19 protein-coding genes and 1 pseudogene are annotated in these 17996 nt (G+C 46.3%); 13 read left to right on the forward strand and 7 right to left on the reverse strand.

Annotation, left to right across the window (positions count from 1 at the left end; all coding sequences use genetic code 11):
* Nucleotides 1-27: 27 nt before the first annotated feature.
* Nucleotides 28-624, reverse strand: coding sequence for a pyridoxamine 5'-phosphate oxidase (pdxH, locus tag BCY86_RS04255; protein ID WP_083604183.1), 597 nt, complete (start codon nt 622-624; stop codon nt 28-30).
* 37 nt (nt 625-661) lie between these two features.
* Here pdxH and BCY86_RS04260 point away from each other — a divergent pair, with 37 nt between their 5' ends.
* Both BCY86_RS04260 and tatC read left to right on the forward strand, forming a co-directional pair.
* Nucleotides 662-1153, forward strand: a complete 492-nt coding sequence (locus BCY86_RS04260; protein ID WP_075276629.1) for a Sec-independent protein translocase subunit TatA/TatB — start codon at nt 662-664, stop codon at nt 1151-1153.
* Entirely contained in the window at nt 1150-1962 is an 813-nt protein-coding gene (tatC, locus tag BCY86_RS04265) for a twin-arginine translocase subunit TatC (RefSeq protein ID WP_075276630.1), read from the forward strand. Before BCY86_RS04260 ends, tatC begins: the two co-directional genes overlap by 4 nt.
* A gap of 314 nt (nt 1963-2276) precedes the next feature.
* Here the strand turns inward: tatC and rsfS are convergent, their stop codons facing one another.
* Complete coding sequence (rsfS, locus tag BCY86_RS04270) at nt 2277-2726, reverse strand: ribosome silencing factor (protein ID WP_083604184.1); 450 nt, start codon at nt 2724-2726, stop codon at nt 2277-2279.
* A 196-nt stretch (nt 2727-2922) separates the two neighbouring features.
* On the opposite strand from rsfS, the gene mutY reads away from it, so the two are divergent.
* Nucleotides 2923-4098: an A/G-specific adenine glycosylase gene (mutY, locus tag BCY86_RS04275; protein ID WP_075276631.1), complete on the forward strand. Its 1176-nt coding sequence runs from the start codon at nt 2923-2925 to the stop codon at nt 4096-4098.
* 68 nt (nt 4099-4166) lie between these two features.
* On the forward strand, nt 4167-5531 hold the full coding sequence (locus BCY86_RS04280) for a TolC family protein (RefSeq protein WP_083604185.1): 1365 nt from the start codon (nt 4167-4169) through the stop codon (nt 5529-5531).
* Between the two features lie 470 nt (nt 5532-6001).
* Here BCY86_RS04280 and BCY86_RS04290 read toward each other — a convergent pair whose 3' ends face one another.
* Complete coding sequence (locus tag BCY86_RS04290; protein ID WP_156865072.1) at nt 6002-6328, reverse strand: hypothetical protein; 327 nt, start codon at nt 6326-6328, stop codon at nt 6002-6004.
* 351 nt (nt 6329-6679) lie between these two features.
* Here BCY86_RS04290 and BCY86_RS04295 point away from each other — a divergent pair, with 351 nt between their 5' ends.
* From BCY86_RS04295 to BCY86_RS10530, 7 genes are all read left to right on the forward strand, one after another.
* The gene (locus tag BCY86_RS04295; RefSeq protein ID WP_075276634.1) at nt 6680-7138 is read left to right on the forward strand and encodes a hypothetical protein; all 459 of its coding nucleotides are present in this window, start codon (nt 6680-6682) and stop codon (nt 7136-7138) included.
* A gap of 92 nt (nt 7139-7230) precedes the next feature.
* A complete protein-coding gene (gene rpsP, locus BCY86_RS04300; RefSeq protein WP_075276635.1) occupies nt 7231-7542 on the forward strand; it encodes a 30S ribosomal protein S16 in 312 nt (103 codons plus the stop codon).
* Nucleotides 7543-7566: 24 nt separating this feature from the next.
* Nucleotides 7567-7800 carry a KH domain-containing protein gene (locus BCY86_RS04305; protein WP_075276636.1) on the forward strand — a complete coding sequence of 78 codons (234 nt, stop codon included), beginning with the start codon at nt 7567-7569 and terminating at the stop codon, nt 7798-7800.
* A 64-nt stretch (nt 7801-7864) separates the two neighbouring features.
* Nucleotides 7865-8383 (forward strand): ribosome maturation factor RimM, encoded by a 519-nt coding sequence (rimM, locus tag BCY86_RS04310; protein WP_172824795.1) that lies wholly within the window; start codon nt 7865-7867, stop codon nt 8381-8383.
* A 15-nt stretch (nt 8384-8398) separates the two neighbouring features.
* Nucleotides 8399-9148 carry a tRNA (guanosine(37)-N1)-methyltransferase TrmD gene (gene trmD, locus BCY86_RS04315; protein ID WP_075276638.1) on the forward strand — a complete coding sequence of 250 codons (750 nt, stop codon included), beginning with the start codon at nt 8399-8401 and terminating at the stop codon, nt 9146-9148.
* Nucleotides 9145-9543: an RNA methyltransferase gene (locus BCY86_RS10330; protein ID WP_075276639.1), complete on the forward strand. Its 399-nt coding sequence runs from the start codon at nt 9145-9147 to the stop codon at nt 9541-9543. Before trmD ends, BCY86_RS10330 begins: the two co-directional genes overlap by 4 nt.
* Complete coding sequence (locus BCY86_RS10530; RefSeq protein WP_275935851.1) at nt 9431-9799, forward strand: RNA methyltransferase; 369 nt, start codon at nt 9431-9433, stop codon at nt 9797-9799. The genes BCY86_RS10330 and BCY86_RS10530 overlap by 113 nt, the downstream gene beginning before the upstream one ends.
* A 317-nt stretch (nt 9800-10116) precedes the next feature.
* Here the strand turns inward: BCY86_RS10530 and BCY86_RS10535 are convergent.
* Nucleotides 10117-10578 (reverse strand): annotated as a pseudogene (locus tag BCY86_RS10535) (methyltransferase); the annotation flags it as partial.
* 272 nt (nt 10579-10850) lie between these two features.
* On the opposite strand from BCY86_RS10535, the gene BCY86_RS04335 reads away from it, so the two are divergent.
* Nucleotides 10851-11039: a hypothetical protein gene (locus BCY86_RS04335; protein ID WP_075276642.1), complete on the forward strand. Its 189-nt coding sequence runs from the start codon at nt 10851-10853 to the stop codon at nt 11037-11039.
* Nucleotides 11040-11080: 41 nt separating this feature from the next.
* The gene (locus tag BCY86_RS04340) at nt 11081-11296 is read left to right on the forward strand and encodes a 4Fe-4S double cluster binding domain-containing protein (protein ID WP_075276643.1); all 216 of its coding nucleotides are present in this window, start codon (nt 11081-11083) and stop codon (nt 11294-11296) included.
* Between the two features lie 310 nt (nt 11297-11606).
* Here BCY86_RS04340 and nth read toward each other — a convergent pair whose 3' ends face one another.
* The 3 genes from nth to bamA form a co-directional block, all read right to left on the reverse strand.
* A complete protein-coding gene (gene nth, locus BCY86_RS04345) occupies nt 11607-12296 on the reverse strand; it encodes an endonuclease III (RefSeq protein WP_075276644.1) in 690 nt (229 codons plus the stop codon).
* Between the two features lie 34 nt (nt 12297-12330).
* On the reverse strand, nt 12331-14892 hold the full coding sequence (gene gyrA, locus BCY86_RS04350; RefSeq protein WP_245776267.1) for a DNA gyrase subunit A: 2562 nt from the start codon (nt 14890-14892) through the stop codon (nt 12331-12333).
* 102 nt (nt 14893-14994) lie between these two features.
* The gene (bamA, locus tag BCY86_RS04355) at nt 14995-17571 is read right to left on the reverse strand and encodes an outer membrane protein assembly factor BamA (RefSeq protein WP_245776268.1); all 2577 of its coding nucleotides are present in this window, start codon (nt 17569-17571) and stop codon (nt 14995-14997) included.
* Nucleotides 17572-17996 lie beyond the last annotated feature (425 nt).

Genomic DNA, 17996 nt, shown 5'->3' on the forward strand with positions numbered 1-17996 from the left:
CGAAATCGAAGTCGAACCTGCTTCCACCTACGGATTGAGCCTCTCTATGGACCATTCGGTATCTAGGGGGGAGGTTCTGGAATAGAGAATTCGAGAATGGAGGCGGTGTACCTCTTCTTCCCAGAATTCTATCTGCAATGGAATCAGACGGTACCCTCCCCAGTGGGGGGGGCGAGGAATGGTGTGATGTTGAAATTGCTTCTCAAACCTCTCCATGCGCTCCATCAATGCTTTGTGAGAGGGGAGGGGTTCGCTTTGCTGAGATGCCCATGCACTTAGTTGACTCTGGCGTGGCCTCGAAGCAAAATAAGTGTCTGATTCCTCATCCGAGGTGAGTTCCACATCTCCTTCGATTCTGATCTGCTCTTTTAGGTGAGGCCAATAAATACAAAGGGCAGCGTGGGGATTGAGTGAAAGATCTTTCCCCTTTCGGCTCAGACGGTTGGTGTAAAATAGAAACCCTCTCTCATCCATCCCTTTTAAGAATACAATTCGAGCGGAGGGATGTCCTGATGGATCAGCCGTTGCCAGGGTCATCGCGATTGGATCAAAAGGGGGAGACACCAAAGCTCGAGCGAATGACTCACGGAAACGGAAAAATGGGTCATGCGGTTCATCAAACATCTCGGAAATCTCCATCTATGTGCTATAGTTAGAAGGCATGTTAGGATTGAGCTTTGGCGAGCTCCTGGTTTTAGCTGTTGTGACGCTGATTGTAGCAGGACCTCAGGAACTACCGCGTGTGCTTCACAAAATAGGTCGCTGGGCAGGTGAGTTGCGCAGAATGGCTGCTGATCTGCGCGCCTCCAGTGAAGTTGATCAGTTCTTTGAAGAGAGTATCCATTCAGATCTCCGTGAAATTCGTAAACTTATGCGAGGCGAATGGGATGATATCCTGACATTCCAACAAGTGGAACGAAACACTTCCGAGTGGGAAATCGAAAAAGAACATGAGCACCCCTTGGGAGGAGTCGATGCCTATTACGTGCTTCCTGAAAGTGCTGGTATGGACGAAGTCTTGGCTCCTTCCAAGTGGTCACAAGATCCCATATTTACATGTGGACTGGAACAGGATATCGAGCCTGTTGCAGCAGATCAACAATTTGTCCTCCCTTCGTCTCTTTCTCATCCTGAACTCCAAAAGAAAGAATGAGCGCTGACCTTTTTTCTTCCTTAAGAAAAAGCCAAAACGACGCACGGATGACCTTCTTCGAACATTTAGAGGAGCTACGCGTCCGCTTGCTCCGTGCAGTTGGTGCTCTTACAGGATGTACGCTGGTAGGTTGGGTTTACCGAGTCGAGATTCTTGGGCTGCTGCTGATACCTTATGAAAATGCGTGGAGAGAAAAGCAAATTCCAGGTGCTCCTGAGCTGCAGACGCTCTCTCCTGCCGATGCGTTTGTAGGGTACCTTCAACTATCTCTTTTTGCTGGTTTGATTGGAGCCGCCCCATTCTTTTTTTATGAGCTGTGGGGATTCATAAGCCCTGGTCTTTACCCTCGAGAGAAACGCTTGATTATTCCGTTCGTTTTCTTTTCTACGCTTTTGTTTTTGGCTGGTGTTTTGTTCGTCTATCACATCGCTTTCCCCTTTACGTTTAACTATTTCCTCTCTCTCTTGGGACAAGTGTCAGAAGGGGGAACTGTCTTAACTCACCGACCTACGCTTGAGTTTTATCTCGATTTCGCAATGCGAATGATTCTCGCTTTTGGGCTTGTGTTTGAGCTCCCTCTGTTTATTGCTTTTTTAGTGATAGGTGGCCTTGTAACTCCAAAGCAGCTTTTAAAATTTAGCCGCTGGGCGATTCTCCTCTCGTTTTTTGTTGGTGCTGTTGTAACTCCAGGTCCGGAAGTCTCCAGCCAGGTGGCTGTTAGCAGTGTTCTAGTCGCGCTTTATTTTCTGTCGATTGGTATTGCTTTTTTAATCCGCCCTTCCCCCTCTTCTTTTAACGAACCTGCTTGAAAGGTAGAGAAGGGGGGTTGTTGTCTTGGATAGAAAGTGAGGAGGAAAATGAGTTAAATCTGCAGCAAAAGGGAGATATCGTGTGCGCGTAAGGTCTGAAGAGTGGATTGTAGTTCACTTTCCCCGTGATGGATAGGAAAGGAGGAGTCATCTTGTCCATTCAAGCGTTGTATCTGATTCTTTTCGACTCGTTCTAAAAGTGCTTACAGCTTTTCGATCTTCTCTTGTTTATTCATTTTGATAATTCATTAGGATAGCTTGAGTTAAGGTAAGGACAGCTCGAGAGATATTAAGTAACGGTTGAGATTAGATCCTTAAGCAGCGTTCTTGCCCTGTTCTTCTTTATCCTTAGGCAGCTTGATTCTTTGGGCATCCATCCATAGCCCTTCAAGATCGTACAGCTGATGTGCCTGTTGCTGGAAGAGATGTGCTACGACATCTCCGAAGTCCATGATGACCCAATAAGCATGAGGGAGCCCTTCAACAGAACAATGGATTTTCTTGTTTTTCTTTCGCAGTGCTTCTTCGATCCCATACACGAGCGCGGCGACTTGTCGGTCACTGTGACCCATCATGAGGACTAGAAAATCAGTATAGTCCACATGCCTTCTCACATCTAAGATTTCGAGGGATGCGGCTTTTTTCTCCATTGCTGCTGTTGCAATCTGAAGAGCGAGACGACGTGCTTGCTCATGTGATCTTTCGAAGCTGGTTTTTTCAGGCTGTTCGGTTGACAGTTTTTTGGAAGTGCGTTCCTTGGTCACTATTCTGTTGTTCCATTTTTGTTGGGTTCATTTTCCAATCTTGTCTTTTGCCTCTTATTATAAAAGAGTGCAGATCAGCAAGGAAGAAATGAGCACAAAAAATGGATTTCAATTCTAATCGAGATTCGATGGGTTGAAAGAAAAAGCGGATCAACTTATTCGTTTGATGATTGGTTAGACTAGTTTGAAGAGCTGTGTGAAAAAGTCAGTAGCTGAAAAAGGGGTCGGTTCTTTTACGCAAGGCAGTTGCGCTGAGAATGTTTCGCCTGAAATGATCTCTTCTCTTCATGGATTATTGCTCGCATGGTACTCAACTGCATGCCGTGATTTACCTTGGCGTAAAACCAATGATCCTTATGCAGTATGGCTGAGCGAAGTCATGTTGCAGCAGACGAGAGTAGAGACGGTGATCCCTTATTGGAAACGGTTTATGGATGCGTTCCCAACCATTCAAGCTCTTGCAGAAGCTTCACTCGAAAGTGTTCTTACACTTTGGAGCGGACTGGGGTACTACCGGCGTGCCCAATCACTGCATCGTACAGCTCAACAGGTCTGTTCTCACTATGCTGGATTGTTTCCTCAGACAGTTCGAGAGTTATGTGCCCTTGATGGAATAGGAGCCTATACAGCAGGTGCAATAGCCAGTATTGCTTATCAGCAACCGGCCCCTCTTGTAGATGGCAATGTGGCTCGTGTGTTTGCAAGAATATTCGCTATTCGGGAGGATGTGCGACAGAAAGATGGGCTGAAGCAAGTCTGGAAGCTCGCTGAAACTCTTGTTTCATCTGATCAGCCGGGGGAATGGAATCAGGCGGTGATGGAGTTGGGCTCTCTTATCTGTGTCCCTCGAGAACCCAAATGCCTTTTGTGTCCTGTAAGCGCTGTATGTGAAGCCCGAATCATTGGATTGGAACGGCAGCTTCCGATTCAGTTGTCAAAACCGAAACCTACAATAGAACAACGGATCGCCTTTGTGCTTGTGAGAGACGGTCACGTACTGCTCGGTCAAAGATGGCGAGGAATCAACGCAGGTCTTTGGGAACCTCCCATGATCAGCATGGAAACTTCCTCTTCTGAAAGAGTGGAAAATCAAAAAGCAGTGTTGCGCCAATCGTTTGGAATTCACGCCAGGCAGCTTTGTCGTGTCAATTCCATAAGCCATATTCTTACACACCGTAGATTGGAAGTGGAGATTTGGAGAGGGGAGACTGTAAAGGCGTTAAAAGATGAGTGGAAGCAGGACATCTATCAAACGCTCAAGTGGGTTTCTTTGAATGCATTTGAATACTGTCCTCTTTCCATGCTTTCTCGAAAAATTTTACGTGCTGCTGGGATAAGCCATAGAGCTCAATCTCCTGTTGATCTAAGCTGAGTTATTCAATCATGGAGAAGGTAACTGCTCTTATCATCAGGTCCTGTTATGGATGGAAAACAAGGGGTTTGATTCTAGGTGTCATCGGGTTTCTAAGCTTTCTCACTCATGCGGAGGAGGGTAGCATCCCTACCTCAAATCCTCGCCACACCTATACGCTTGCGGAATGTTTGGCTCTGGTTGAACGGAATCATCCTGCTTTGTGGGTAGCCCGTGCAAAATTAGGCTTTATTCATGCTCAACTCGATGAAGCGAGGTGGACACCTTGGTGGCAATGGAATGCGAGTGGGATCGTGTCCATTGTCCCTCCTATTGAGGGAACGGCGGTTTATTCTCCTTCATCGCGCGTTAAACTATTAAATCCTATGCTGGCAAATGTTATACAGCCTTTCGCCAAACTTGAGGTGAGTGGGATCGTACCGCTGTATACCTTTGGTAAAATCGAAGCAGCTCGAAAAGCAGCTGAAGCAAACGTGCGTGTGAATGAATGGGACCTTGAGAAGGTTAAACAACAAGCGCGTTGGGATGTGCGGCGGGCCTACTTTGGTCTTCTTCTTGCCCGTAATGCAAAGTTGATTTTGGATGAAGTGTTGTCTCGCCTCGATCATGCGATTGAGCTCTTGAAATCGAAAATAGAAGATGGGGATCCATTGGTGACGGAAGGGGATCAATTTCGTTTAGAGGTCTATCGTGAGGAGATTAGCGCTCGGGCAGGTGAAATTCCAAAAGGAGAAGCGACTGCCCTCAGCTCTCTTCGGTTTCTAACAGGAGTGCAGACCGATTTTGATATTCCCAATGAAGTTCTTCGCAGGCCTGAAAAGCATCTCTCTTCCGTCACGACCTATCTTCTCGCTGCGCGCCTCCATCGACCTGAGATAAATATGGTTAGAACCGGTGTGCTTGCCCGCAAGTATTGGCTTAATTTTAATCGAGCCAAATTATTTCCAGATCTTGGTCTCGCTCTTGGTGTTTCCTATTCGGTGGCCCCTAGTGCAATTGTTCAGACAAATCCGTGGATCAATGACCCATTAAATGGATTTGGATTTGGAGTTGGATTGGGATTCAAATGGAATTTGGACCTTTTCCCGCAGGCGGCTCGGGTTGCACAAGCGCAATCTCAATTAGAAGAAACACGTGCTCAAGCGCGGATGGTCCTAGGTGGACTGAGCGCTGAAGTCGAGCAGGCGTATGCGTCTGCTCTTGAAGCCAAAAATCGAGAGGTAGCTTGGGAGCGTGCAGAACAAAAATCGAAACAGTGGATTGTTGTCATTCAGGAGGCGGTCGATATGGGGATAGAAAAGGAGAGGGCGCTGCTCGATCCTTTACGCGCCTATGTGCAGGCGCGGATTACTCATCTACAAGCATTGTTGGATTATAACAACGCGCTCAGTTACTTAGCGCTCGTTTCAGGTTGGGATGGGGCTGCCCCTTAGCGGTGGTTTGCAGTGCTATTGCAGACTCCCTCACCATGTACATGTACTCTTCATTAAGAGAGCATTGATTCTTGCTTGAATTACATGAATTAACTGAGAGTTAGCAGGATTTCTGCATGTCTTAGAGCAGAGCCAGCGGGGATCAGTTCTAGGCTTGTCCCTTTTCCCTCTTTGTACACGATAACCAGTTGATCTGCCTGATTCGCAAAATAACGTGCTTCTTTCTCGATGAAATGGTTTTTGTTCTGCGACGCCAATAGTTCGTTCAGCTTGGATGATTTCAGTTGAAGTGCATCGGTGAAAAGCTTCAAATTGCTGAAGAGAAATATTGTATTCAGCGTTTGATCTCTTTGAAAACCGTAACGCGTACCTCCATCTCAAAAGGGGAAGTTGAAAATAGCCTGGACATTCCAAGTTGTTGTTGTTGAAGCTGGTGGAAGACGCAGGGAGGAAAAAGCGTTCATCTCCCCTTATGTTGTGAGAGTGGGGAAGAAAGGGAGGAGATAGCTTGTTACTTTCTCTTTGGAGGCTTTGATCTGGGCGTGGGCGGCCTCAATATCCCCTCTTTTATCAAGTAAGTCAGTAGGCTGACAGCAGTCGAGAACATAATCAATGAGACCGTTTAAGGTTAATCGAAGGGTAACCCCTATAGCTTCTGGAACACCGAGCGCAAGAAACACTGAGTCTTGCGCTTTTCTGGTCGTTTCGTCTCCGATGACCAAAATGGCGCGCACACTTGTAATGTCCTGCATCGTTGTCTCGATAGCGCGAGCAGGAGGGGCAATGGAACTCACCATTGGATCTTGAATTGGATCCAAAGGCTAATGTGATGGTGGAGTGACGGGTGAATCTTCTGGAACGTTTTAGGAGGCTAATGTAATGAGAGAGGAGGCATCCCAATTATTGCTAATGCAATGAAATAATAGCAATGAAAAGAACATGTACAGCTCCAACCCCGCATTTTTCTTTTAATGGAGAAATCATAGTCTTCAATAGAGGATGGATCTCTTTATCAGACTTTACCTCATACTTAAATTTTAATCTCAATCGCTTCCAATACACATGAATCATGGATAAAACTCAAATTTTATCATAAAATAATGGAGTGAGCTTGACTTCAGAGAGTATTTCGGGTAACCTCACTTCACTTGAACACCTCTCCTTTTTTCATTCAGGTCACTCCTGAAGCATCACAAAATGCATTTGCAAAGATGGTAGCAGCTCTGATTCGGCAGAACCTCGAATCCAATCCATCAAAAGCAAGCGACTTTAATGCTCTGTTCGGTGTAGTTTCACTGGTTGCAGAGGACGCAGAGATAGCGATTACGCTCCTCTTCAATCGTGGAGAGCTATGGGTTACAGACGGAATTACAGGGATTCCTGATATAACGATACGGGGTTCTTCCAATCATATTCTTGCTCTTTCTGCGATTCCTGTGGATCGTTTGTGGACTCTTCTGCTGTTCAAATCAGCTGATCGTGCGGGGTTGGAAGCGATCAAAAACCTTTTGAAAGCGGTGCGCCAAGCTGAACTCCGCCTTTATGGTGTGTGGGCTCGGCCTATTTTCGCCTTACGTTTGACGCGGATCATGTCTGTATCATCTTGACAGAAAACAATTTTTAGTAGTTATGTTGCCACCGGTAGTGATTTGTTATGCTAGTGGCTTGGCTATTTTTTGAGTTTTGAGAAGGAGATTGTATGGCTGTTCATATTCGTTTGGCACCATCGGGATCGAAAAAAAGGCCCTTTTATCGGGTTGTCGTGGCTGATCAGCGGAGTCCACGAGGAGGGCGATTTCTCGAGAAATTGGGCATCTACAATCCTCAAAGGAGTCCCATCATTTTTCAAATCAATCAGGCTCGATTTGCTTATTGGAAGAGTGTAGGTGCTCAATTGACCCCTACAGTCGCACAGCTCTTTAAGAAGTGTTATCGCTCTATGTATGCGTCAGAGGCTTCCACTTCGATAGAAAGGCCTTTTGGCAAGCATCTCCCTTCGCAAAGAAGGTGAAGGGAGATTTTAAGGAGGTAGCCTTTGTTTAAAGATGTTGTTCATTTTATAGCTAGCCAGCTTGTAGATTATCCTGACAAGATTAGAGTTAAGGAAAATACACATGGCCCTTATACTATTGTAGAGCTTCAGGTGGCTAAGGAAGACATTGGGAGAGTAGTAGGAAGAGAGGGGCGCACGGCGCAGGCGATTCGTGTCGTTCTTCAAGCTATGGCAACCAAAATGGGTCGCAAGGCCCAGCTCGATATTCTTGATTAGAACCTTTTTCTGGTGAGATTGGACTTTTCTTATTGTTTCTATGACTGTTGAACAGAGTGTGTGGGTGCCTTTGGCGCAGGTGGTTCGTCCCCATGGTATTAAAGGGGAGCTGAGACTTAAGCTTTACTGTTCATCGAGCGATCTGTTGCTTCATGTGCGGACAGCTCTATTGCGATCGTCTTTTCAAAAAAAAGAACAGCACGTCCAAATTGAATCGGCGCGGCGAGTGAATGAGGCTATTTTAATCAAAGTTCAATCCATTCAAGGTCGCACTCAAGCGGAATTCTGGAAAGGGGCTCAGCTTTACGTGCAACGTGGGGATTTTCTTTCTCTTGAAGAAGGTGAATTTTACGCGTGTGATTTAGAAGGTGCACGGGTATTTAAGCGCCAAGGGAATGCTCTTCAAGAGATCGGTCAAGTGGAAGAAGTCTATGATTATCCTACACTTGATGCGATTTTGATTCGGCCGGTTGGGGAAAATCATTGTTATGAAGTCCCCTTGATCGATTCTTTTGTTGAGGAGGTCGATCCGTGGGAGAAAAGAGTGATCCTTTCTTCTTCCTCTTGGAGCGTCTATTCGTGAAGTGTTTAGACTGACATGCTGCGATTTGATATCGTCACTCTCTTTCCCGAATTGTTTTCTGGTTTCCTCACCACCAGTTTTGTAGGGCGCGCGATCCAAAGAGGAATTCTCCAGATCAAGTTCCAATCCCTGCGACAATTTGGAAAAGGGCGTCACCAGAGTGTCGATGATACACCTTATGGAGGGGGAAGCGGTATGGTCATGCGGGTGGATACGTTGGTCGAAGCGATGGAAGCCTTCGATGAGCGATATACTCCTGAAGAACGTGCTTATCGTGTGCTACTGACCCCTCAAGGGGGGTTGCTCACCCAGCATACTGTCGGTTCTCTTGTTCAGAAAAATGCGATTATGCTGATTTGTGGGCGTTACGAAGGATTTGATGATCGGGTTAGGGATTTTGTCGATGAAGAGATCTCGATTGGGGATTTTGTCATGACGGGAGGGGAGGTAGCTGCTATGACGATCATTGAAGCATCGGTTAGATTGTTGCCTGGAGTACTCCATAATGCTGACTCGATACGCTATGAATCGCACGGTTCCGAAAGCCGTGGATTGCTCGAATATCCTCAATTCACAAGACCTTTAGACTTTCGTGGAAAGAGTGTGCCGCAAGTATTGCTCAGCGGAAACCATCAAAGTATTGAGGAATGGCGCCGAGCAGAATCGGTTCATCGTACTCGTACGCGTCGTCCGGATCTATGGAAGCGGTATCAACAGAGAGCATCTTCGCTCACCGATAAGCCATTCTCTAGGAATCGATCATGACCGGTCTAAAGAGCCGACCTCGTATTGCTGTGGCTCTTATTCATTACCCTGTTCTTGATACGAAGGGGGAAGCAGACACAACTACTATTACAAATCTGGACATTCACGATTTGGCTAGAAGCATTCGTGCGTACGGAGGGTCTGATTATTCATATTGTTCATCCGATCGCAGCGCAGCGAGAGCTAATGGAGCGCATTTGTCATCACTAGATTCATGGCTCTTTGGGAAGGCGGATCCCAGATCGCCGAGAAGCATTAAAGTTAGTTCGGGTTGTTTTTTCTCTGGAGGATGTCATTCAGTCATTAGGCGGGAGAGAAACTGTAACGGTGTGGGTGACCGCAGCGCGGAATATGCGTCCTACTCTTTTGTTTGCTCAGGCGCGAAACTATCTTGAGAAAGAGAGCACGCGCACGATCCTCCTTATATTCGGTACAGAATGGGATCTCGCTTCTGATACGATTGAGAGTGTTGATGCGTGTCTTCAGCCGATAGAAGTGGTAGGCAAAGATTACAATCACCTGAGTGTTCGATCAGCTTTCGCCATTGTGCTCGATCGGTTGATGGATGATCGGGAAGGCAGTTTTATTTCGTCTTCTTGTGCTTCTCGTGCAGGTGGGGAAGAAAGCAGTGATGTTAATTCTGGCGAATAACCGTTATGGGTTCGCTCGATGAGGGGAGGGAGAATCATAAGTCCCCCTTTTTTCCCTAACGTTGCTTCAATCAGGACAATCCTTGCGTGGGTGGTTGCGGTTGTGTGAACAGAACGGAGCCTTTTCGGTTCAAGACCTGCCTGTTGGAGTGTAGTTAGGAGAAAAGACAAAGCTTGGGCAGGATAGACGATACAAATGCGAGCACGGCGTCCTGCAAGTTGTCTAGCTGCTGAGATGAATACCTTGAGATGACCTGAACGTGCCTGCGCTCGAGATGGATCAGTTGGTATATGTCCTGAGCCTGGTTGAATATAAGGAGGATTGCATACGATGAGATCTGCTTTACCAACAAATAAGCGTGCTGTTTGACTTACGTCTTGAGCGAACACGACAGCTCGATTTTCCCATCCGTTGGCTTTGAGATTGAGCGCTGCAAGATGTGCGGTGCGTGGGTTGATTTCGATCATTGTGACTTGACTAGCAATCTCTAAATGGAGGAGGGATAAACCTACAGCACCGACTCCTGCTCCTAGATCGAATGCAATTCGGGCTTGTCGTTGAGCAGCTGCAAATGCAGCTAGAAGAATGGCATCATGATTGGTACGGTATCCCCCAAGAGAGGGTTGATATAGGGTAAGACGACCATTGAAAAGAGTATCTGCTCTCATGACATCTTTCTTTCGTGAATCAACTAAAACTGAGGAAAGTAAGCCTTCCCTTGCGAGAGGTGCCTTGAGGACGGAGGTTGATCCGAACCATCCCTCCGACCCGCACTTCATTTTGAGTGTTGAACAGAAATTAAGCAGTTTGCCAAACAGCTTGGGTTTGGGGCAGTAGGGATCGCTGTCGCGGATGTAGCATTCTTAGAAGGAGCGAAAAGTGTTGTTTGTGTAGCGCACTAATGTCAAAAAAAATCTACTTTCGGGGGAGAAAAAGGGGTTGTCCCTTTCCTTGCTTGCTATGCGTCAGGGCGTGATTATTATGGCTTCTAAAGAAGCGACTTCACAGATTAGCAGCATACATTTCTTTTTTTGGAACGCAGGAGCGGCCTGTGCACAGTCGTGCAATTTGTGATACAGCTCCTGTTTTGGATCGCGCATGGGCAGCTCGCGCTGGACTAGGGTTTATTGGGAGGAATGGACTTCCTATTGGGCCGGAGAAAGGCTCGATGGTACTGCTTGGAGAAGTTATTACAACTTTATCACTGAATGCGGATACTGATGTTCCTATTGGGGGGTGATGTGTTGAGCACATGCGCTGTTTAGATGCCTGCAAGCATTCGTGAAACCGTTCGTCCTGGATGCACGCCGTTGTGTGGCTTATCTTACGATTGAATATTGTTCGGAGATCGATCTCAAACTGCGGGAGGTGGTAGGGGAGCATCTTTTTGGATGTGATGACTGTCAGCTCGTTTGTCCATTCAACGCCTCTCCTTCTCTCTCTTCTTTGATAGAACTTCGAACCCTATCCAAGATGGGAGCCCATCTCTCTCGTTGATCTGCTTGAGATGATGAGAGAACCCCGGTCTTCTTTGAGTGCTGCCAATCCTGTTAGAAGAGCAATTCAGCGTGGATTAGCACGCAATGCAGCCCTCGTTGGGAAATCAAAAGGAACAAGCGGAAACAGCATTTTCAGCTCTTGAGAAGGCTGCAGTGGAGCATCCTTCACCCGATGGTTCGAGATGCAGCTAGGTAGACTTCGAGCATGGTAAGGAGGAAACGTGCCGCGAGTCTCAATCATATCCTTTGTGCTCTACTGCATTTCCCAGATCGCTTTCAGATCTCATCAATTAACTTATTGCATTGTGCTATAAGGCTCGGTTTGATTTGCGTCCGGCAGATTCAGCGCGAAAAGCGTTTGGGCATTTCGTTTGGATAGGACATTGATGACATGCAGGCTTTCGAGCAAAACAAATTTCCCTCCCATGAAGAACGAGAACATGGTTTACACAGATCCATTGTTTCTTCGGAAAGATCTGACAGAGATCCTGTTCGATCTGCCTGGGATTGGTCTTTTGAGTCCATCCGAGGCGTTGAGAGAGCCGTTGGACGTGGGTATCTACTGCAATCCCTTCTACTTTGCCGAATGCAACTCCTAGCACGACATTCGCTGTTTTCCGTCCAACTCCTGGTAATTGAATGAGATCATCCAACTGGTTAGGGACTTGTCCATGGTGGTGTTCCACTAATTTTGTTGCGAGCCCTAGGAGATGTTTGGCTTTTTGTCTGTACATCCCTATGGTTGCTATTAAGGTTTGGACGTGTTGCGGATCCGCTTTTGCTAATGTTTCAGCTGTAGGATAAGCTGCAAAAAGAGCTGAAGTAATCCGATTGACTGCCACGTCAGTTGTCTGGGCACTCAGGACTACTGCGCATAACAGCTCGAAGGAATTGCGGTAGTGAAGTGCACATTGGGCATTTGGATAGCTCTTTTTCAGCTCTTTAAAAACAGCTTGTGCTTGTCGAGCATGGGTAGAGGGGGGGAGAGATGTTTTCATGAGAGAAGCAAAACGAGAAATGGTAAATGAAAGTTTAGTCCTCCTCTATGCTTTCTTCATTGGTTTCCGCTTCGGGGAGTCGCTCAATTGCTACGATTCGTTCTCCGCTTTCCACACTCATCATTTTGATCCCCTGTGCATTGCGTCCAGTCTCTCTGATTTCATCAACACATGTGCGTAAGGTCTGGCCTCGATCCGTGATCATCATCACTTCGTCACCTGGCTTGACCAGCTGGAGCCCTACCACTGGACCGTTGCGCGTACTTGCATCGATCAGAATAATCCCCTTGCCTCCTCGATTTTGGGTGCGGAATTCCGCAAGCGCAGTCCGTTTACCGTATCCATTTTCGCATACGGCGAGCACCATGGACCGTTCTGGTTCGGTTGCAACAAAGCATACAACGAAGTCATCTGGGGCGAGATCAATCGCTTTTACTCCGATGGTTGCCCGTCCTGTGGGGCGCACCTGTTCCTCTGGGAAGCGAATGGACTGACCGAAGCGAGTTGCAATGAGCAGCTCTCTTGTCCCATCTGTTAAAATAGTGGAAAGGAGTTGATCTTCAGGCTCAATTTTAACTCCGATGATCCCTTTTTCTCGGAAGTTAATATATTCCTCGAGATCGGTTTTCTTGATTTGACCTTTCTTTGTGATGGTAAGCAGGTATTTCCCTTTTTCAATCTTAGGAACTTCGACGATCGCTGCGACCTTCTCATCTCCTTCTATGGATAAAAGATTGACAATCGCGCGTCCTTTTGAATTTCGTCCTGCTTGAGGGATTTCATATACTTTTTTGACAAAGGCCTTTCCGTGATCGGAAAAGAAAAAAACATAGGCGTGCGTAGAAGCCACAAATAGTTTATTGATCCAATCTTCTTCTCGGGCCTCCATTCCGATTTTCCCTTTTCCTCCTCGCTTTTGAGGGCGATAGATACTGGAGCTACTCCTTTTGATGTAGCCCGCATGGGAAATCGTTACCACCATATCTTCTTCTTGGATGAGATCCTCTTTATCAATTTGTGCAGTCGTACCTACGATTTCAGTGCGTCTGGGATCAGCATACTGATCGCGAATTTCTTCTAATTCGTGCACAATCAGATCGCGAAGAAGCTGCTCACTGTTTAGAATACTGCGGAAATACGATATCGCGTCCGATAGCTTAGCGTACTCCTGTGCGAGTTTTTCCTGTTCTAGCCCAGTGAGTCTGGATAAGCGCATTTCGAGGATCGCTTTTGCCTGCCGTTCAGAGAGAAGATATTGATCTCTCCTCCTCGCTTCTTTGATTTCTTCCTCTCCTCTTCCTGCTCTTTTTACGAAAACTTCGAGCCCTGAAAGGGGAAGGGCGAGCAGGCGCTGTAGCGCCGTTTCTGCATTCGATGATTGTCGAATCGTTTTGATGACGATATCGACTTCTGTGACAGCAACTCCTAAACCTTCTATAATTTCTCGCTGAGCTTCTGCCTGCCGCAATTCATATTGAGTGCGGCGTGTCACTACCTCTCGACGGTGAACGATGAAGCAATCCAGCGTTTCTTTGAGGTTGAGTACAGCGGGTCGTCCTTGGACGATGGCGAGGTTGATCACACCGAAGGTAGCTTGTAAATCAGTCATTTGATAAAGCTGATTGATCACCACTTGAGCGATCACGTCCTTTTTAAGCTCAATGACGATTCGAATCCCTTCTCGATTGGATTCATCTCGAGGTCTTTCGGAGATTCCTTCGATTAACTTTTCTCGCCATAGTTCACCAATCCGAGCGACCAAACGGGCTTTATTGACCTGATAAGGGATCTCAGTCACAACGATCTGTTCTCGATCTCCACTTCCTGGAGCTTTTTCCACATGCATACGTGCACGCATAATGATGCTTCCACGACCGGTCCGTTGTGCCATTTCGATCCCTGCACGGCCATAGATCAATCCAGAGGTGGGGAAGTCTGGCCCTGGGATGAGTTTCATTAAATCTTCAATGGGACAGTTTGGATTTCGTATCAGGTGGATTGTTGCATGGATCACTTCACCCAAGTTATGGGGGGGAATATTGGTGGCCATCCCTACTGCAATTCCTCCTGATCCATTGATCAAAAGGTTAGGGACACGAGCAGGGAGAACCTCCGGTTCAACCGATGAATCATCAAAATTAGGATGAAAATCGACGCACTCTTTATCGATGTCGTTTAGTAATTCGATAGCAATGCGAGCAAGACGCGCTTCTGTATATCGGTATGCAGCAGGGGGATCTCCGTCGATAGATCCAAAGTTTCCCTGTCCTTCGATGGGGGGATAGCGCATCGAAAAGTCTTGAGCTAACCGGACCATTGCGTCGTAGACGCTGCTATCCCCATGAGGATGAAACTTGGCTAGAACATCACCGACCACCTTGGCGCTTTTTCGGTGGGGTGATCCAGGCATCATCTTTTGTTCATACATAGAATATAAAATTCTCCGATGGACTGGCTTAAGGCCATCGCGGATGTCTGGTATCGCGCGTCCGATAATGACACTCATTGCGTAATCTAAATAGCTTGTTCTCAATTCGTCTTGAAGAGAAACAGCTATCGTATCTTGGTGGTGTGAGGTGTGCATATCAGAAGACATCTTTTCTAATTTTAACCTTGTGGAATTTTAAAGGAACGACCTAACGAAAAAGCAATCTGGTCTTGCCTTTCTTCGGGAGGGGCATCTCGATTTACAAAACAACTAGAAAAAGTTTCCTACCATAAACTCGAAGATAAAGGGATCTTCATAAGGCAAACGATTGATGGGGGCAGCCCATTCAAAGCGTAGGGGTCCCATCGGAGAGAACCAACGGAAGCCTACTCCTGGGCTCATTCCGAGATGCAATAGGCTCTCACTGTTAAAACATGGGCTTACCCTTTTATTAAATTGGGGGGCAGGGGTGGTAGAGCAGAAATGGCTTTCTGTATTCCATGCATTTCCCAGATCGAAAAATGCAACACCTCGGATCCCAACTTTATCTACGATCGGAAACTCAAATTCAATATTGGAGTAGGCCTCGAGATTCCCTCCTATGGTGAGTCCATTGGGGACAGGAGGCGAGTTGACATCCAGCGATTGATTGACTGGCAAGCGAGGACCAAGCGTGCGGAGACGATAGCCTCGTACATCCAGAATTCCACCCAAGAAGAAGCGAGCGTATACTGGAGCTCCTTCTGGATCGGGGCTTGTAATCAGGCCCAACTCATTGTTCATTTTAAACACGAATCCTGAGCCTGGTATGCCAGATGAACCCCCAAGGGGGTAATAAAATCTGGCAGTTAACCGGTGCTTAAGGAACTTGAGCTGGCTCCCTAGGATGGGACTAGCAAATTCTGTGGAAGCCTGTAGGAAAAGGCCTGAGGTGGGGAAAAGACGATTGTCTCGCGTGTCATAGGTAATCGCTGGCGTAATGGAAATCGTTCTTCCCGCACTGAATAAATTTGCGAGGGCTACCTGAGAGGAAATATAGTACAATTGATCGCTTCTTGCAGACCACCACGAATGTCCTAATCCTATTTCAGTACTATCGTGTCTAGCGGATGCTGTTAGGCTGAATTTAAGGGTGGGTTGAATGAGAGCGTACCCAAGTGTCAGTGAGGTCCCTAACGTATGACGTACGAAATCGGGGAAGACATACAGTTGTTTGAATAAATCTGTACTAAATTGCCAATCTGAATTAAAAAAATAAGGCTCATAAAATCGAATATTGAGCTGTTGCCTTAAGCTGCTGATTTGGAAGAAAGCGGAGAGAGATTGACCACTGCCTAAAAGATTGGCTTGCTGCACTTGGGCAGTAGCCATGATGTTTTCCATAGAGCTGAATCCCGCTCCAATATTGAATGTACCTGTGGGGTGTTCCCCTACTTCGATGTGAACGAGCAATTGATCAGGGCTTGAACCTTGCTCTGTACTGATATCTACCTTTTCAAAATAGCCTAACGCCCCAATACGGCGTTTCGATTCTTCGAGTTTAGTTTCAGAGAAGAGCTCCCCTTCCTGCACTTCCAGTTCACGGCGGATGACTTTATCTCTTGTTTTAATATTCCCTTTGATTTCAATGCGCTCAATGGTCACCAAAGGCCCTCGCTGGATGGGAATTGTTACATCTACCTCATGGTTTGCCATATCCGTTTTTGTTTCCGGCTCTGTGCTAACATGCGCATATCCTTGATCTTTATAAAAGGTTCGGATCGCTTGTAGCTCTTTGACAAGTTCAGTTCTATTAAAGTAATCACCGGGTTGCGTGCGCAACATGCTGCGGAGCTTTTGGCGACCTCCAATGGGTTCAATCTCTTTTCCTTCGTTATCGCGCTCCATTAGATACAGCTTGCGAATTTTAAATCGAGGGCCCTCACGGACCGTCAGAAAAATTTCCATCCCTTCTTGTTCTGGGGTCAGCATGATGCGGGGAGGATCGAATTGTGCCATGATATACCCTTTATCGTAATATAGAGCAGTCATCATCAGAATGTCTCGCTCTAATACCTCCTGCCTGTAAGGGCCTCCTGAGAAAGACAGGAATCCACTTTTTCCTGTCTGTATGACGTCCTTTAGTTCAGCGTCTGGAATGTGTTCATTCCCCATGATAATCACTCTGCGAACGGTCACCGGAGAATGCTCTTCGATGTGAAAACGGACGATAACTTCGTTATTGCGTTGAGGTTCTAAATTGTAATTAACGGTGGCTAAAAAATAGCCTTTCTCTGTGTAAGCTTCTTTGATTTTTTGAATGCTTCGCTGCATAGCGGGAATGCTGAGAATCATCTCAGCCTTAATTTCCACAATTTCATTCAGTTTATCGGTGTCCAGCTCATCATTCCCTTCAAACTCGATCGCTTTAATAGAAGGTCTCTCCCGTACAATAATGCGGAGTTGGACCCCTTCATCGTTCGAATTTAAATCCACTTCGATGTCTTCAAAGAAACCGGTATTCCAGAGGGTACGAGTATCTACTTTGAGGGACTCCATGTGGAAAGAGGTCCCTACTTTTTGCTGCATATAAGATTGAATCTCTTTTTCGGAAACACGTCGATTTCCACGGATTTCAACGCGCAGAATGGTGCGTCCTTCAGCCTGTGTCGTCTCGGATTGAAGGAAGGAAGGTGAAAAAGCGTAGGGCATGCCTCTATTTCCCTTGGGATCAGAGAAAGGAGAGGGCCTTACGTAGGGAAGAGAAAGGACTTGAGCATTTGCCTGGAGAGAAAAAAAATAGATCAGGGCCGCCTGGATACCAAATAAATTGATAGCTCCTTTAACTTTTTTTTTCTTTGCCGTCATTTGATAATTCATTCCTTATCTAGTAAATGAGGCGAAGTAAGGCATGGGATGGGAATGTGTATCTGACGTCAAATGCTTAGAGTCCAAAAGCGTGTGGAATATATTGTTATCTGTGATGCACTCAATGCACGACGCATCCTTGGTGTCTAGTAGAAAAAAAAGAGCATGGAGGGGAATCCATGAAAAACAATACTCTTTAGTGTAATTTGTATGGGTGTTATTCAATTCTCAACAAAGCGTTGCTTATATTCTTGCCAATTTAAATTTAAAATTAAGCGTAGAAGCTTTACATCAATTGGCATAAGTCATTTCTTCTGCATCGTGATCCCGGATCTGTCTGATCAGATTCTCTCCGATGAAAGAAAAAGATCGTACAAATAATGGAACTCTTGACATTTGTAAACGATCTGGGTAACGGCTCCTTG

It is taken from the genome of Pajaroellobacter abortibovis (genome assembly GCF_001931505.1).
Taxonomy (GTDB): domain Bacteria; phylum Myxococcota_A; class Polyangia; order Polyangiales; family Polyangiaceae; genus Pajaroellobacter; species Pajaroellobacter abortibovis.

Bases quoted from the DNA above. Each gene is read 5' to 3' on its own strand.
- trmD (WP_075276638.1), top strand. From the start codon at position 8,399: ATGCTGCGATTTGATATCGTCACTCTCTTTCCCGAATTGTTTTCTGGT.
- gyrA (WP_245776267.1), bottom strand. From the start codon at position 14,892: ATGTCTTCTGATATGCACACCTCACACCACCAAGATACGATAGCTGTT.
- BCY86_RS04290 (WP_156865072.1), bottom strand. From the start codon at position 6,328: ATGGTGAGTTCCATTGCCCCTCCTGCTCGCGCTATCGAGACAACGATG.
- pdxH (WP_083604183.1), bottom strand. From the start codon at position 624: ATGTTTGATGAACCGCATGACCCATTTTTCCGTTTCCGTGAGTCATTC.
- tatC (WP_075276630.1), top strand. From the start codon at position 1,150: ATGAGCGCTGACCTTTTTTCTTCCTTAAGAAAAAGCCAAAACGACGCA.
- bamA (WP_245776268.1), bottom strand. From the start codon at position 17,571: ATGACGGCAAAGAAAAAAAAAGTTAAAGGAGCTATCAATTTATTTGGT.
- BCY86_RS04260 (WP_075276629.1), top strand. From the start codon at position 662: ATGTTAGGATTGAGCTTTGGCGAGCTCCTGGTTTTAGCTGTTGTGACG.
- nth (WP_075276644.1), bottom strand. From the start codon at position 12,296: ATGAAAACATCTCTCCCCCCCTCTACCCATGCTCGACAAGCACAAGCT.
- BCY86_RS10330 (WP_075276639.1), top strand. From the start codon at position 9,145: ATGACCGGTCTAAAGAGCCGACCTCGTATTGCTGTGGCTCTTATTCAT.
- rpsP (WP_075276635.1), top strand. From the start codon at position 7,231: ATGGCTGTTCATATTCGTTTGGCACCATCGGGATCGAAAAAAAGGCCC.